The sequence below is a fragment of the Bacteroidota bacterium genome, assembly GCA_016713765.1.
GTDB lineage: Bacteria > Bacteroidota > Bacteroidia > AKYH767-A > 2013-40CM-41-45 > Pollutiaquabacter > Pollutiaquabacter aromativorans.
This window is the reverse complement of sequence record JADJON010000001.1, coordinates 358778-373927: the sequence shown is the minus strand read 5'-3', so window position 1 is coordinate 373927 and position 15150 is coordinate 358778. Positions and strand designations below refer to the sequence as shown.

13 protein-coding genes are annotated in these 15150 nt (G+C 55.0%); 3 read left to right on the top strand and 10 right to left on the bottom strand.

The features are described from left to right. Window positions 1-35 precede the first annotated feature (35 nt). The 8 genes from IPJ96_01605 to nadA all read right to left on the bottom strand — a co-directional run bounded on the left by IPJ96_01605 (window position 36) and on the right by nadA (window position 9494). On the bottom strand, window positions 36-1181 hold the full coding sequence (locus tag IPJ96_01605) for an ABC transporter permease (protein MBK7909043.1): 1146 nt from the start codon (window positions 1179-1181) through the stop codon (window positions 36-38). 1 nt (window position 1182) lies between these two features. Continuing rightward, the gene (locus tag IPJ96_01600) at window positions 1183-1944 is read right to left on the bottom strand and encodes an ABC transporter ATP-binding protein (protein ID MBK7909042.1); all 762 of its coding nucleotides are present in this window, start codon (window positions 1942-1944) and stop codon (window positions 1183-1185) included. A 115-nt stretch (window positions 1945-2059) separates the two neighbouring features. Next, entirely contained in the window at window positions 2060-3202 is a 1143-nt protein-coding gene (locus IPJ96_01595) for a response regulator (protein ID MBK7909041.1), read from the bottom strand. 75 nt (window positions 3203-3277) lie between these two features. Beyond that, the gene (locus IPJ96_01590) at window positions 3278-4471 is read right to left on the bottom strand and encodes a PAS domain-containing protein (protein ID MBK7909040.1); all 1194 of its coding nucleotides are present in this window, start codon (window positions 4469-4471) and stop codon (window positions 3278-3280) included. A gap of 105 nt (window positions 4472-4576) precedes the next feature. Continuing rightward, the gene (locus tag IPJ96_01585) at window positions 4577-6115 is read right to left on the bottom strand and encodes an amino acid permease (protein MBK7909039.1); all 1539 of its coding nucleotides are present in this window, start codon (window positions 6113-6115) and stop codon (window positions 4577-4579) included. A gap of 286 nt (window positions 6116-6401) precedes the next feature. Continuing rightward, a complete protein-coding gene (locus tag IPJ96_01580) occupies window positions 6402-6812 on the bottom strand; it encodes an SET domain-containing protein (protein ID MBK7909038.1) in 411 nt (136 codons plus the stop codon). A gap of 45 nt (window positions 6813-6857) precedes the next feature. Continuing rightward, on the bottom strand, window positions 6858-8369 hold the full coding sequence (locus IPJ96_01575; GenBank protein ID MBK7909037.1) for a toxin-antitoxin system YwqK family antitoxin: 1512 nt from the start codon (window positions 8367-8369) through the stop codon (window positions 6858-6860). 111 nt (window positions 8370-8480) lie between these two features. Beyond that, entirely contained in the window at window positions 8481-9494 is a 1014-nt protein-coding gene (gene nadA, locus IPJ96_01570) for a quinolinate synthase NadA (protein MBK7909036.1), read from the bottom strand. 1011 nt (window positions 9495-10505) lie between these two features. Here nadA and rpiB point away from each other — a divergent pair. The 3 genes from rpiB to IPJ96_01555 all read left to right on the top strand — a co-directional run bounded on the left by rpiB (window position 10506) and on the right by IPJ96_01555 (window position 13288). Next, a complete protein-coding gene (gene rpiB / locus IPJ96_01565) occupies window positions 10506-10952 on the top strand; it encodes a ribose 5-phosphate isomerase B (GenBank protein ID MBK7909035.1) in 447 nt (148 codons plus the stop codon). A gap of 39 nt (window positions 10953-10991) precedes the next feature. Further along, window positions 10992-11786 (top strand): PhzF family phenazine biosynthesis protein, encoded by a 795-nt coding sequence (locus tag IPJ96_01560; GenBank protein MBK7909034.1) that lies wholly within the window; start codon window positions 10992-10994, stop codon window positions 11784-11786. Window positions 11787-11857: 71 nt separating this feature from the next. Further along, the gene (locus tag IPJ96_01555) at window positions 11858-13288 is read left to right on the top strand and encodes a M28 family peptidase (GenBank protein ID MBK7909033.1); all 1431 of its coding nucleotides are present in this window, start codon (window positions 11858-11860) and stop codon (window positions 13286-13288) included. Between the two features lie 84 nt (window positions 13289-13372). Here the strand turns inward: IPJ96_01555 and IPJ96_01550 are convergent, their stop codons facing one another. Together IPJ96_01550 and IPJ96_01545 are read right to left on the bottom strand one after the other, a co-directional pair. Continuing rightward, window positions 13373-13867 (bottom strand): hypothetical protein, encoded by a 495-nt coding sequence (locus IPJ96_01550; GenBank protein ID MBK7909032.1) that lies wholly within the window; start codon window positions 13865-13867, stop codon window positions 13373-13375. Beyond that, window positions 13864-14931, bottom strand: a complete 1068-nt coding sequence (locus tag IPJ96_01545) for an ImmA/IrrE family metallo-endopeptidase (protein MBK7909031.1) — start codon at window positions 14929-14931, stop codon at window positions 13864-13866. The genes IPJ96_01550 and IPJ96_01545 overlap by 4 nt, the downstream gene beginning before the upstream one ends. Window positions 14932-15150 lie beyond the last annotated feature (219 nt).

Below are 15150 nucleotides of genomic sequence, written 5' to 3'. Positions count from 1 at the left end.
ACGTAAAGGTGAAGGAAAAGTGACACCGTTTTGTCCTATTCCCAACGGAAAACCCGCACCGCGGCGGCATACACGACGATTCCCCAGGCTAATATGACCAGCAGGTGGGTCGAAATATCGCCAAAACCGGCTCCCTCAAAGGCAATCTTGCGCAGGGCGTCGTTCAGCCAGGTCAGGGGCAAGACGTTCGCGATCTTCTGTAACCAGCCCGGAAAGGCATCAACGGGGAAGAACGTGCCGCTGAGCAGGAACTGGGGAAGGGTAATGATGTTGGCAATAGGAGGAATCGTGCTTTCGTTGCGCGCAAGGCCGGAGACGACGAAACCGAAGCCCATGAACACCACCAAACCGATCGCCGACAACAAGAGCATGGTCAGGAAGGTGGTCCAGCCGTTGATCAGGGTAAATCCGAAAGCGTATTTACCCAGCACGATGATCACCATCGCGCCGGCAAGCTGGAAGACAAGCCGGCTCAGGGCTTCGCCCAATACGATGTAGGTACGACGAATCGGGGTCGCGAAAAAGCGTTTCAACACCAGCGTCTGACGCAGCGAGAAGAACACGAAGGCGGTTCCGAACACGCCGGCGCTGAGAATGGAAAATCCTAACTGACCCGGTAGCACGAAGTCGATCATCTTATACTCCCGACCGTTCACTTCCGACTCCCGCAACTCGGCCAGTGGTTCATGTTCTCCGTTTCTGGCGACAATCAACGAATCGAAAACCGAACCCGCCGAACGGAAGTGCGCCAGGTTGCCTTTGTCGATGAGGTTGGTGAGCACCGACTTGACGAACATGCCTTTCTCCCGCGACGCGAGCGAAGTGATGACCTCCACCACACGCACCGTATCGCTTGGGTGAATATTCAATACCGCGTCAATGCGTCCTTTGATCAATTGATCGTCCAATTGTTCCTGCGGCAGGCCGCTCTTGAGCCGGATGTTCGGCAACTGCGCCACCGTGCGGTAGATCACGTTGGTGGTATCGCAGGTGAGCGCTACGCCAACATCGAGCCGGATGGAGTTGCCGCGGATGAATCCGAACACGACGATGAACACCAGCGGAAATCCGATGCTGAAGATCACCGCAGAAGGACTGCGCGAGATCGAACGCAGGCTGGCCTTGCTGATGGCCAGCATCGCCTTCAGTTGATTGTACCGGGGTTGTTGTGGGGCGTTCATCTTATTGGTCCCTCCAGCTGTGTCCGGTGAGCGACAGGAATACGTCTTCCAGATTGGCTTTCTTCACTTCGCGCGGACGCTCGAAGCCACTCGCCACCAATTGATCGATCAGCCGGTCCGGGGTATCGAGCGCGATGATGCGGCCTTTCTCCACAATGGCTACCCGGTCGCAAAGATTCTCGGCCTCGTCCATGTAATGCGTGGTGATCACCACGGTGGTACCCTGCTGCCGGATCTCGCGGATGAGCTCCCACAGGTTGCGGCGCGCCTGCGGATCGAGTCCGGTCGTTGGTTCGTCCAGGAATACCACCTGCGGCCGGTTGATCAGCGTGGTACAAATGCTGAACCGCTGTTTCTGTCCCCCGGAAAGTTCTTTGTATTTCGCCTTGCCTTTGTCTTCCAGCCCGACCCGTCGGAGCATCTCCATCGGATCGATGGTGACGTTGTACAGGCCGGAGAACAAGCGGAGGAGTTCGATCAGGGTAAGGCTTGGATAATAGCCCGCGGCCTGCAACTGCACGCCGATGCGCTGCTTGATCTCGTTCACGTCGCGGTCAACGTCGTAGCCGCAGACGCGTACACTGCCCGCGGTTTTTTCGCGCAGCGTTTCGATGATCTCCAGTGTGGTCGTCTTGCCCGCGCCGTTGGGTCCGAGGAGCCCGAAGATCTCGCCTTCGTGCACCTCGAAGCTGATCCCGTTCACCGCCTGTACGCCGGGATAGTGCTTCACCAGTTGGTCGACGACAATGATCGGCTGTTTCACGGGGCGAAGGTAAGGCTTCCGCCCTTCCGGCGATCACCGGATGAATGAAGGGTGCATGAAAGCAAAGCCGCCCCGCGGGGTTTCCGGGGGCGGCTTCGATGGGTTGCTGTTGCAATCAGAACAGGTTGAGTCGGCTCATCAGGTTCTCCTTGTAGGACTTGCCGATGGGAATCCGGTTGCCGTCGATGATGCAGGCGTTCTCTTCCAGCGCGCCGATCTTCTCGAGCTGCACAATGTAGGAACGGTGCACGCGCGCGAAGTTGAGCGGCGGCAGCTTGGCTTCGATGTCTTTCATCGAGCTGTGCAGGATGAACTGCTCCTTGCTCGAGGTCTTGATGATGACGTAGTTGTCCAACGCTTCGATCCAGAGGATGTCCTGGAAGTTCACGCGCACGAAACGCGAGTCCTTCTTGACGAAGAAGCTGTTGTTCGCATAAATGTTCTCCAGGAAGTTGAACAGGTTCTTGTCGGTCGTGGTCTCCGTGCCGGCTTCGCGTCGAGGCGAGCCGCCGCCGCTGATCACAAACGCGCAGCCGTTGATCTTGTTGTTGACCGTCAGGATCGGGAAGGTGTTCACGGCGACTTTGTTCTCCGCCGCGCCGTTGCTGATGGTCACGGCCGAATCGCCGTCCTGCTTCTGCGACTCGCCGACCACCGTATGGGCCAGGGTCTTGAAAACGGATTTGGTCTCCGAACCGGAGTTCTTCATCGCGACGCTGATGTCTTTGCCCAGCGCCTCCTGCTTCAGACAGCCGGTCAGCGTTTCCGCCATCTTGTTCATGAAGATGACTTTCTCGTTGGCGTCGGTGATGATCACAGCTACGTCGAGCGTGTCCAGCGCGGCGGCGAAACGGTTGCCTTTGTTCTGGAGCTCGAGGTCCTTGGTGTATTTGTAATACGCGATCTCGATCGCGGTGCGGATATCGTCTTCTTCGAACGGCTTGATGATGTAGCCGTACGGCTCCGTCAGCTTGGCGCGGTCGAGGGTGTTCTTATCGGAGAAGGCCGTGAGGTAGATGAACGGGATCTGATAGTGCTGGTGGATCTGCTCGCCCACCTGGATGCCGTCCAGCTCGCTGCTCTTCAGGTTGATGTCGAGCAGGATGAGGTCCGGATTCAACTTCTCCACCGCGTCGAGCGCCTTCTTACCGTTGGCGAACGGATCGAACGCTTCGTAACCCAGCTTTTTCAAAATGCGCTGGATGTCTTTCGCGACGATGATCTCGTCCTCAACGATCATTATTTTCAAAGCAGACATAGGTCAAAGTATATCATAACCTTGTACCGGACGCCGCCCGATTAGGTTACCTTAAAATGCGTAAAAATCAAATAATCAGCCCTTTGGATACGGGAACTTAACCGTAAACCGCGTTCCGTTCTCCCGCCCGATACTCAGCTCGCCGTCGAGCTGACTGGTCAGCGCCTGGATGAGCTGCATGCCCAGCGATTCCGAGGATTCCACCGAAAACCCCTCCGGCAGGCCGATGCCGTTGTCGGTGATATCCAGCGTTACGGTCTTGTCTTCCCGAAACATCCGGATGCGGATCTCGCCGCTGCGCTGTCCGGGGAAGCCGTACTTATAACTGTTCGAGACGATCTCGTTCACCAGCAATCCACAAGGCATCGCCGTGTCCATGTCGAGCGCTACGTCGCCGGCGTCGATCAGCACACGGACACGGTCGGTCTTGTCGCCGTACGACTGGTACAGGTACTGACAAAGTTTTTCCATGTACTCGCCAAAGGCGATCTCCGTGAGCTCGTCGGCCTGGTAGAATTTCTCGTGCACCAGCGCCATCGAACGTACGCGGTTCTGTCCGTCCTGCACGGCCTTAAGCGTCGATTCGTCCTTGATGTAACCCGACTGCAGGTTCAACAGGCTGATGATGATCTGCAGGTTGTTCTTGACGCGGTGGTGGATCTCTTTCAACAACACGTCCTTCTCCTTCAGCGAGGCTTCGATCTGCTGCTGCAGTTGCTTCGTCGAGGTGATGTCGGTGTCTACCATCACCAGTTTTTTCAGCCGCGCTTCTTCGTCGTACACCGGCGTCAGCGTACTGCTGATCCAGATGTTCCGCGGATGGTGGGTGGTGACGTTGGATTCGAAAATGCTCGAGTGTTCCTGCTTCAGCGTTTGCTCCACCTGCTGGTCGATGTCGCGGTAAATGGCGATCTCGTGCAGGCGCATGCCCAGCACTTTGTCTTTGGGCATCGCGTAGAGTCGGAGGAAGGCGTCGTTCACCCATTCAATGCGGGTGTCGGGCGCGGCGATGAGCACGCTGTTGTCGGTACGGCTCGCCACGAGCGAAAGCTGTTCCAGTTCCAGGTTCTTCTCGACAAGCTGCCGGGTCTTCACTTCGACACGCTCTTCGAGCAAATGCCGGATACGACGAAAGGTGTTGCTGCGGAGGCGCACATAGATGTACAGCGTCGCGCCGAACAGCAACAGGCTGATCAGCAACAGCCAGATGTCGCGCACGAACGACGGGCTCTCCAGAAAAATGGTCAACAAACGAAAGGGCGCAGGCATAGCTTTCCGCCCGTTTATACTACTGCGAACGAAAAATGTTATCCCAACACAAAAAGAACAGGCCCGCTCTTCCGAACGGGCCTGTTGTCAGGAGAATAAGATCGATCAACCCTTCTGCTCGAAGTCGGATGCCTTGGGCATGACATCGCCGAACTGCCGCAGCTTGCTGCGCTTGCGGCTGTAGAGGAAGTAGATGACCAAGCCGACCGCCATCCAGCCGAAGGCTACTTTCAACGTTTGCGAGTCGAGGCCGATGATCATGGCCGTACAGATCAGCGCGCCGAGCAGGGACACGACCGGAGCAACCGGCGTGCGGAACGGGCGTTCGATGTTCGGCGCCTTCACGCGGAGGATCCAGACGCCGAGACTCACCAACACGAACGCGAAGAGGGTGCCGAAACTGGTCAGGTCGCCGGCGACGTGTCCCGGTACGAAGGCCGCGAAGGCGCCCACGAAGAAGAACAGGATCGCGTTGGCTTTGTAGGGCGTCTTGTAGCGCGGATGTACTTCGCCGAAGACCGACGGAATGAGGCCGTCGTTGCTCATCGTGAAGAACACGCGGCTCTGTCCCATGAGCATCACAAGAATAACCGAAGAGAAGCCGGCGAGGATGGCGACCGTCACCGCCGTTGCCAGCCAGTGATAACCCGGCATGTAGGCGGAGATCGCATAGGCGACGGATGCTTCGCGCCCCTTTTCGGGATCGACAAAGTCCTGCCAGTTGGCTACGCCGGTGAGCACGTGTCCGAAGAGGATGTACAGAATGGTACAAACGACGAGCGAACCCAGGATGCCGATCGGCATGTCGCGCTTGGGGTTCTTGGCCTCCTGCGCGGCGGTACTCACCGCGTCGAAGCCGATGAAAGCAAAGAAGACGATCGCCGCGCCGCCGAGTACGCCGCCCCATCCGTGCTTGTTCCAGCCGGAATAGTCGGCAATGACTTTACCCGCCGCATCGGTGACCGGTGGTGTGCCCTCCGGAATCAGGTAGGGTGCGTAATTAGCCGGGTTGATGAACTTCCAGCCGATGGCGATGAATGCCAGCACGATCGCCACCTTGATGAACACGATGATGGTGTTCACCAGCGCCGATTCCTGCGTGCCGCGAATAAGCAGCAGCGTTAATACCAGCAGGATGATCAGCGCCGGCGCGTTCAGCAATCCCTGGTGCAGGACGCCGGAAGCGTCGGTGAAGCTTTCAAAAGGTGAATGACAGAGTTCGTACGGTATCGCGCCGTCTAAGAGCTTGTTCAGGTATTCGCTCCAGGCGATGGAGACGGTGGCGGCGCCGAGGGCGTATTCCATGATGAGCGCCCAGCCGATGGTCCAGGCCACGACTTCGCCCATGGTCACATACGAATAGGCATACGCGCTGCCGGCGATCGGGATCATCGAGGCGAACTCGGCGTAACACAATCCGGCGAATGCGCAGCCGATCGCGGCCACAACGAACGACAAGGTAACGCCCGGTCCGGCGGCCTGACCGGCAGCCGCGGCAGTGCGCACGAACAGGCCGGCGCCGATGATCGCGCCGATGCCCAACGCAACCAGATTGGCCGCGCCCAGCGTACGCTTCAGGCCCTTCTCATTGTCAGCCGCCTGCGCCAGGACGTGGTCCAGGGGTTTCTTGATGAACAGACTCATACGGTTGTTTTGATTTGAATGGGGAAAGTAGGAAAAAGTTCGCAAAAGCGGTTTCGTGTTTCGGGTTTCCAGTTTCCGGTTTCCTGTTGTGTTAATTGAGTTTGAGTGAACACTTAAGTATTTAGTCCGCTAGTCTATCCTTACATGAGATCGTGATAAAGCGTTTCCGATTAGAATATGGATAACAACCAATAAAGAACAGGAAACTGGAAACCCGAAACCCGAAACCGGACCCAACCTACAACCAATAACCAACCGGAAACTCGAAACCGGAAACCCGAAACCATCAACTCCCTCGGATCTTCCGAATGAGCCTCCAAAACGCCGCTCCATAATCCACCAGCACCTCCTCGCCCTTGCGGATCTTGCGGGTGGCGACGATGTAGACTTTTTTGCCTTCGGTATCGTACTCGCTGTTGTTGCGGAGACCTTCGACGCGGCTGAGGCCGCGGGCGTCGTTGGCGTAGCGGCCCAGGGTCTTGACGGCCGGCAGGGCGTTTACCGCCCAGCGGTTGTTGATCTTGAAGATGTAGGCGTTGTAACCGTCTTCGTCTTTTACTTCCGACCAGCGCTGTAACTTTCCTTTGTACTCGGTTACGCGTTCGCCTTTTTCGATATCGACTTTGGTGAAGAGTCCTTTGCCAGCTCCCGGAATGCGCGAGCGGCGGATGTAGAGGTAACGGTCTTTGTTCGCCACGACGCGAAGAAAAGGATTTCCGTAAAAATGCAGTGGAGGGATGAATCAATCGCCCGGCTCGCCCCGCGGCAACTCTTCCTGCTCGGTCTTGATCTCTTCGCCGTTGCGGAAAGTCATCGTCACGATCGGTGCGCCGCCTTCGTCGAAAACTTTCCAGACGCCGTCGAGTAATCCGAGGCGATAGGTGCGCTCTTCGCGCTCTTTGCCGTTGGGCCAGTAGTACTTGTGTACGCCCGTTTCCTGGCCGTCGAGGTATTCGCCTTCAAAAGCGAGCTTGCCGTTGGGATAGGTCTGCTTCCAGCGACCGTCTTCTTTTCCTTCGGTGAACTTTCCTTCGGCCAGGTATTCGCCGTTGCGGTATTTCCATTCACCATCCTGCAGGCCGTTCACGTAGTTGCCTTCGGCGATCACGGTGCCGCTGTCGGAATACTCGGTCATGTACCCGTTCTCCTTGCCGTTGGCATAGGTCTCCTCCCGGCGCAGTTGTCCGTTCGGGTAGTACCACTTCCAGGGACCGTTCGGCTTGCCTTTCACAAAGGTGCCGGTCTGCTCGAGCGTATCGTTCTCGAAGCTGAACTTCCACGGACCTTCACGCTTGCCGTCGACGTAGTTGCCGATCGCGCGCAGCTTTCCGCTTTCGTAAAATTCTTTCCACTCGCCCTGCTCGCGACCCTGATTGTCCATCTTGCCCTGGCGCAATAAGCGTCCGCCGGAATAGACTTTCGCCGAGTCGATGTTGCCCTGTTCGTCGTACTTGCGAAAGACGCCTTCTGGAACGCCTTTCTTGTAGGTGCCGACGATCTTGACCGCCCCGGTCTCGTAATAGCCGCGCTTGACTTCGAACTTGTCCTTCTCTTCTTCTTCCTTCACCACCAGTTCGCCCATGCGGTATTCTTCTTTCCTGACGACACGTCCGTCAAGGCTGTACTCTTTGAAGAAGCCGTCTTTCTTGTCGTCCTTGTAGGTGCCTTCACGCAGCAACTGGTCGGTGTCGTAAAAATCTTTGTACAAGCCCTGCTTCATCCCGTTCTTGTCGACCCGGTTGATGCGTTCTTCTTTTTGAAAGTAGCCGTTGCGGTAGTAGGTCACCGTGATCAGGGTGCCGTCGGCGCGGTATTCGCGCGCCAGTCCGTTTTCCACGCCGCTGGTGTAGGGAACTACTTTGATGAGCTTGCCGTCTTCGTTGTACGACTTCAACAAGCCGTTTTTCACGCTCATCGAATCGGTGTACTCGCTTTGCAGCTTGCCGTTGTCCCAGTAGGTGCGTTGCAAGCCGTTCTTGAGTCCTTCTTTGTAGTTGTATTCGGCGGTGACGATGCCGCTGTCGTTGTAGAAGCGCCAGAGGCTGTCGAGTTTGAAGTCGACCCGGTTGCCTTCCGATTTGATGCGGCCACTTTCGGAGTAGCTTTTCCAGTAGCCGTCGGGTTTGCCGTTGCGGAGGGTGCCTTCGCTGCTTACGTTCCCGTTGGGGTAGTAGTACTTGACCAGACCGTCCTTCGGCAGTTGCGCGAGGGAGAGGAGCGGGAGCAGTAACAGGAGCAGTGTGCGCTTGAACACTTGGGGTCGTTAAAATAAAAGGAACACAGAGGAACACAGAGGGTTCACAGAGGGGCACAGAGGGGTGATATTCATTACCACTTCGGGCTTTGTGGGTGTGATGAAATTAAATTACAGTCCTTGTTGGCGGGAGATTTCGAGCATGCGTTGGATGGGGAGCAGGGCTTTTTTGCGCAGGTCTTCGTCCATGGTGAGCTCGGGGACTTCGTACTTCAAACAAAGATAGACTTTCTCCAGCGTGTTCAGTTTCATGTGCGGGCAGTCGTTGCAGGCACAGGCGTTGTTTGGCGGGGCCGGGATGAAGGTCTTTTTCGGCGAGGCCTTCATCATCTGGTGCAGGATCCCCGTCTCCGTGGCGACGATGAACTCCTGGTCGGGGCTGTTCACTGTGTATTTGAGCAGTCCGGTCGTGCTGCCGATGTAGTCGGCGATCTTCAGCACCGCCTCTTCGCATTCCGGATGGGCGATGAACTTCGCGTTCGGGTGGGCGGCTTTGAGGCGTACGATCTTTTCGAGCGAGAAAATCTCGTGCACCATGCAACTGCCGTTCCACAGCACCATCGGCCGGCCGGTTTTTTCCATGATGTACCGGCCGAGGTTCTTGTCGGGCGCGAAGATGATCGGCGTATCCTTCGGCACGCTGTTCACGATGGCGATCGCGTTCGAGCTGGTGCAGATGATGTCGCTCATCGCCTTGATCTCAGCGGTGCAGTTGATGTAGCTGATCACCACGTGGCCGGGATGTTCTGCCTTGAACTTCGCGAACGCATCCGGCGGACACGAATCCGCCAGCGAACAACCCGCGCGGAGGTCGGGCAGCACGACTTTCTTGTCGGGGTTCAGGATCTTGGCCGTTTCCGCCATGAAGTGCACCCCGGCAAACAGGATCATCGAAGCCGTAGTCTTCTCCGCCTGCTGGGCGAGGCCCAGGCTGTCGCCGATGTAATCGGCCACGTCCTGGATGTCGGCATCCTGGTAATAGTGGGCGAGGAGGACGGCGTTCTTCTCCTTCTTCAGCCGGGCGATCTCCGCGAACAGATCCAAAGTCGGATCCACCTTCCGGTCCAGCCAGCCCTTCCGGTCAACGGAACGGATCTCCTCGGCGGTAAGCAGTGTGTCGGTCATGATGGGTGGGGGCGGAAGCCCCTTGTACAAAGATCGGGAATTAGTGAATAGCGGGTTTAGCGATTAGCGAATAGCCAATAGCGAATAGCGAATAGTGGGTTCTGGGCGAATCTTGCTTGTTTTGGTTTTGAGTAAACAAGCTGAACTCAATTCTTCAGAAATTACCGTATCCGGCCAATGTTCACCAAATACTATTCGCTGTTCGCTGTTCGCTATTGGCTATTCGCTAATCGCTATTTGCTTTTTCAATGCTCCATTCAACAAAATGATCATTCAAATGGTTTTTCAATCAGGCTTTGCCGAATAGGATTGTACCGCCGGAAACAAAACCACCGAGCGAATAGCGAACAGCGAATAGCGATTAGTGAGTTCGTGGTCAATCTTGATTGTTTTGGCTTGGATTTGACTGGGGGTACCCAATTCTTCCGTGCATATCGTATCCGGCCAATGTTCACCAAATACTATTCGCTGTTCGCTATTGGCTATTCGCTAAACCAACCCCCACATAATATAATAGCTTTTCTCTTTTTTAAAGAAAGAATCTACTGTTACTATTAGCCTGTTGAAACGGTTCACAGATTTTCACGCTATCTCTTGACATCCGCGTTATCCACAAAAGACCCATCCACCATCAACATCCCCCGGGAATGGTAGTACCTGATACTCCGCTCACTGCCTCTGTTATCCACAAGCCGGTAGAAGCCCCCGCCGATGATAAGTATCCCCCTGTTGAAAGTTGATAAGCCCCCGTTTCGCGTTCGTAAGTCCGCAGCAAGTTCTCACACATTTCCCTTGACAAACGATCCCCCATCACCTAAGCAATACCGGCTCCGGTAATGCAAGCTTTTCTTGCAACGGGTTTGAAACAGCCCGCCACCCTTGTACACCGTTCACCGGTTGATAACCCCGTTTTCGAACCGACTGAAAACCAGCCCCGCAACACACACGCGTCCGACCGATGTTGATATCAATTTCAGTATCTTTGAATTCAACCCCTTACGTGTGCATACCATGAACCTTCCGCCGCTTGCCATCGGTTGCGACCATGCCGGATTCGAATACAAAGAGCTGATCAAGCGCGCGTTGCAGGACGAAGGCTATACCGTACACGACAAAGGCACGCATTCGCTCGATTCGGTCGACTATCCCGACTTCGTGCACCCCGTCGCCGAGGCGGTGGAGTCGGGCGCCTGCCGGCAGGGCATCCTGATCTGCGGCAGCGCCAACGGCGTCGCCATCACGGCGAACAAACACCAGGGCATCCGCGCCGCCATCGCCTGGCGCAACGATGTCGCCGCGCTCGCGCGACAACACAACGACGCGAACATCTTGTGTCTGCCCGCCCGCTTCATCACGATCGACGAAGCGCAGCAGTTCGTGCGCACCTTCCTGGCCACGGCCTTCGAAGGTGGCCGTCACGCGCAACGCGTGGGCAAGATCCCCCTGCAGCACTGCTGAGCGGAGGATGTTCATCCAGTCGCGCATCTTTCAATAAGCATGGAACTCAAACTCTACCAGGTCGACGCCTTCACCGACCGGCTCTTCGGCGGCAATCCGGCCGCGGTGATGCCGCTGCGCGGGGAGCTGCCGGAAGCGCTCATGCAAAGCATCGCGGCGGAGAACAACCTGAGCGAGACCGCTTACCTCCGTCCGGCCGGAGCGGCGGGGGAGTACCACATCCGCTGGTTCACCCCGGCGGCGGAGATCAACCTCTGCGGACACGCGACCCTGGCCTCGGCCTGGGTGGTGTTCAACAAGCTCGGCGATACGAGCGAGACGCTGGTGTTTCATTCGAAGAGCGGTCCGCTGCGTGTGCGACGCGCGGGCGACTGGATCGCGCTGGATTTTCCGAGCTGGCGACCGGAGCCCGTGGAAGTACCCGCCGGCATCGCGGAAGCACTGGGCGGAGTGAAGATTCTCGAAGCGCACCGTTACCGCGACCTGCTGCTGCTGCTCGAAGACGAAGCAGCCGTGCGCGACTGCGCGCCCGAGTTCGGGGCCTTGAAAAAGATCTGCGACAAACTCATCATCACCGCCAGAGGCAGCGGCGAGACCGATTTCGTCTCCCGTTTCTTCGCGCCGGGACTGGGCATCGACGAAGATCCCGTCACCGGCTCGGCGCATTCACAACTCATCCCGTTCTGGAGCCGGCGGCTCGACAAGCGACAACTGAACGCCCGGCAACTCAGCGGGCGCGGAGGCCATCTCGTATGCGAACAACTGAACGACGAGCGCGTGCTCATGAAAGGACAAGCCGTCTTTTACCTCGAAGGCACCGTGTACCTGCCCTGATCCGCTGCTGCTGCGCGTGGGTGCTGGCAGCGGGTCTCGTGCAAGGCGCGCGGGCGCAGGTCTTGTCGCCCGTGGCCATCGAGTACGGCAACCGCATCTCAACGGATTCCCTATACCGTCACCTGCAGGTGCTCACCGCCGATTCGCTCGAGGGGCGCGAGACCGGCAAAGAGGGGCAGCGCCGTGCCGCACGATACATCGCCGACAATTTCCGGCGCTGGGGACTGGTGCCATTGGGCCGCGAGAACGGATTCCAGGACCACGCGCTCTCGCCACGCGCCACGCAGGGCCGCAACCTCGAAGCCAACGGCGCGAGCTTTTGTTACTACCGCGACTACTATTACTACGCCGGCGCTTCGGACACCACGTTTGAACTGGAGCGGCTGGTGTACCTCAACGGGCTGGGCGAAGATGAATACGGGAACGACCTCAGCGGCGCGCACATCCTGCTCGAAGCCACCGCGCTCGGGCGGAAGGCCGACAGCGCGCTGTTCGACCAACGGCTGCGTGGGCTGCTCGGCAAGCGGCCGGCTCTGCTGTTGCTCATCGTGCATCCCTTTGCGGAGGCGCGTGAGCGGCTGGTACACGCCGGCACGGCGACACGCAAGCTTGTGCAGGATTTTCCCGCTACGCGCATCGTCTGGATCTCGACGGAAGCCGCCGCGGCCCTGTTTCCCCGGGGCGTGGAGCACGTGTTCCGCGAGCTGCGGGCGGAGCATCCGGAGCACCGCGTACCCGAGCGGCGCGACCTGTTGCCGGATGCGCGCCTGCACTGGCGAAGCGACACCCGGGCCCTGCTCGGGCAGAACGTCGCGTATCTTCTGCCCGGCACCGACCGCAGGGGGCGTTGCATTGTGATCAGCGCGCATTATGATCATTTGGGCGTGCGCGACTCGGCGATCTACCGCGGAGCCGACGATAACGGCACCGGCACCGCGGCCCTGCTGGAGCTGGCGCGGGTATTCGCGATGGCCGCGAACGACGGCCACCGCCTGAAGTACGGCATCCTCTTCCTGCCCGTGAGCGGGGAGGAGAAGGGATTGCTCGGCTCGAAGTTCTACGTGGAAAACCCGCTGATCCCGCTCAAAAAGACCCTGGCCGACCTCAACATCGACATGATCGGACGCAGCGACGCCTGGCACGACAGTACCGGGCAGCGCCGCTACGTGTACGTGATCGGCGACGAGAAGCTCAACACCCGGCTACACAAGCTCAACCGCGCCGTCAGCGAGCAGTACACCCACCTCCAGCTCGACTACCGCTTCAACGACCGGAAGGATAAGAACCGCTACTACGCCCGCTCCGACCACTACAACTTCGTCAAAAAAGGCATCCCCGCCACCTTCTACTTCTCCGGCAACCACGCCGACTACCACAAACCCACGGATACAATCGATAAGATTGATCTGGAGTTGATGGGGGTGCGGGTGAGGCAGGTTTGGGGGTGTGGGTGTCTGTTTATTAAACCCCTAAAGAAATCTAAAATGATCCTAATGAATTGATAGAAACGATAATTTACTCGTTTATCCTAATCAATAAAATAGATTATTTCTAAAACACCCTGAAGCAAGAAATTCCAGATTAACCTATTCGCCCCATGAATTCAATCGTTGTTGACACTGATCCATCGGCAGTCGGTCATTAAAGGAAAGTAAAAATGTTAGCTTCTCTACCGCTGTTATTTTTGTGATTAATTCCCTTTCAAGAAACAAATCAAATAACCAGAGGATTCCTCTAACATCTATATCTTGATTTAAACAAAAAGTCCGGAGCTTTTTATCTCCGGACAACACAAGAGCTTCAATCCTTTTCGAATAATAATAAACTGTTCGGTCTGCCATTTCAAGACCAGCCGGACATTCCAAAAGTTCAATTTCCTCCAATTCCTGAGAGCTAAAACTGTATACACTCAAAACACCAGCCTGAACGAATCCAGCAGCTACTTCCCTTTGGTGAGAATTTAATTGGTCATAGACCTCTCTGGTTGTATGGATTTCCATGCCAAGATTGAACAAGTAACCCAACAATTCTAATCTGATTAGGTCAATGAAAATATTTGCATCTGTAATTGCAATTTTCATTTTTTGTCAGCATCAAGATATTGTTCACGGAAATCACCAAGAATCTGGTTATTCAATGCCGCAGCTTTGGTTGTTGAAATAACTTCTTGTGCAACTGCCCGGATAAGAAGCTGAATAAATCTATTTGACTTTTCTATTCCATCATAACCTTCCCCTTCTTCCTTTTTAAAAAACTGATTATATTTTATGCAGAAGTATTTTAGGTAATGTTCTGAAATCAAGTTAAGAGCTTTTGCACGGTACATGATTGCAAGTAGTGATATGCCGAAATAGCTTTTAATCAACCGTAGCTCCTTCACATAAACGGTTTCTCGTCTTCCACCAAAATACTCCATTAATTTATCTTCCGGCAGAAGCATAGCCCCTGCAAATGCGTCACATAGTTTTTCGCTATGCTTCTCATCAAATTCAGTAAGGTCAAGAAATAAATGTCCTAATTCATGCAAAAGGGTAAAGCGTTTCCGTACAATTGGTAAATCATTATTGTCGTTATAAACGATGACACCAATCTTATTTTCAATTGTAGTAGACATTCCTGAAAAAGAAGGGTCAACTTCTGTTCTAAACACCTTAATGTTTTTTTCTTCAAGAAGTTCATATATATTGAAAATGGGGTCACTTCCGATTTTCAATATATCTTCTCTCATAGTGGTGGCTGCACTTGAGATGCCTTCAATTTCCTTACCCGGCTTAATTTTAAATGCACGAGGAGTAAATGGCAATTCGTTATCAATACCTAATAAATTTTCAAGCTCAAGGTATCGTTCAAGATATTCTACAGTTTGGCTTTTAACTTTTTCCTTTTCACGAACCGGTAGCTTTTTTAACTTCCGAAATTCAACCTGTTCAAGGGATACGGATGGATTTCTGAAAAAGTAATCTACAGTTACATTGAGAGCAGAACAGAGTTGAGAAACAATTTCACTATCAGGTTTTTTTATACCTGTTTCAAGCCTATTTAAATCCTGTTTGGATATAGCCTGATTCATCACATCAGATAACTCCTGAAGTGAGAAGCCACGCATTTTGCGAGCATTCTTTAACCTTTCAGGGAAGTGGTTCATAGTGAGTCTGTTAATAAATATGGAAGGTTTGTTAAAAACTTCTACTGGACAAATGTAAAAAAAGTTTCTTTTTTGTCCAAGTTTATCTATACTTTTGTTTCTTATGATAAAGATGGAGGAATACCACCAAAGATAAAACACGAAAGCCGATAAGTGCTGGCGGCATCTATCGGCTTTTAAGGATAAAATTCTTAGCTGGAGGGCTTGAATTCCGGGTTG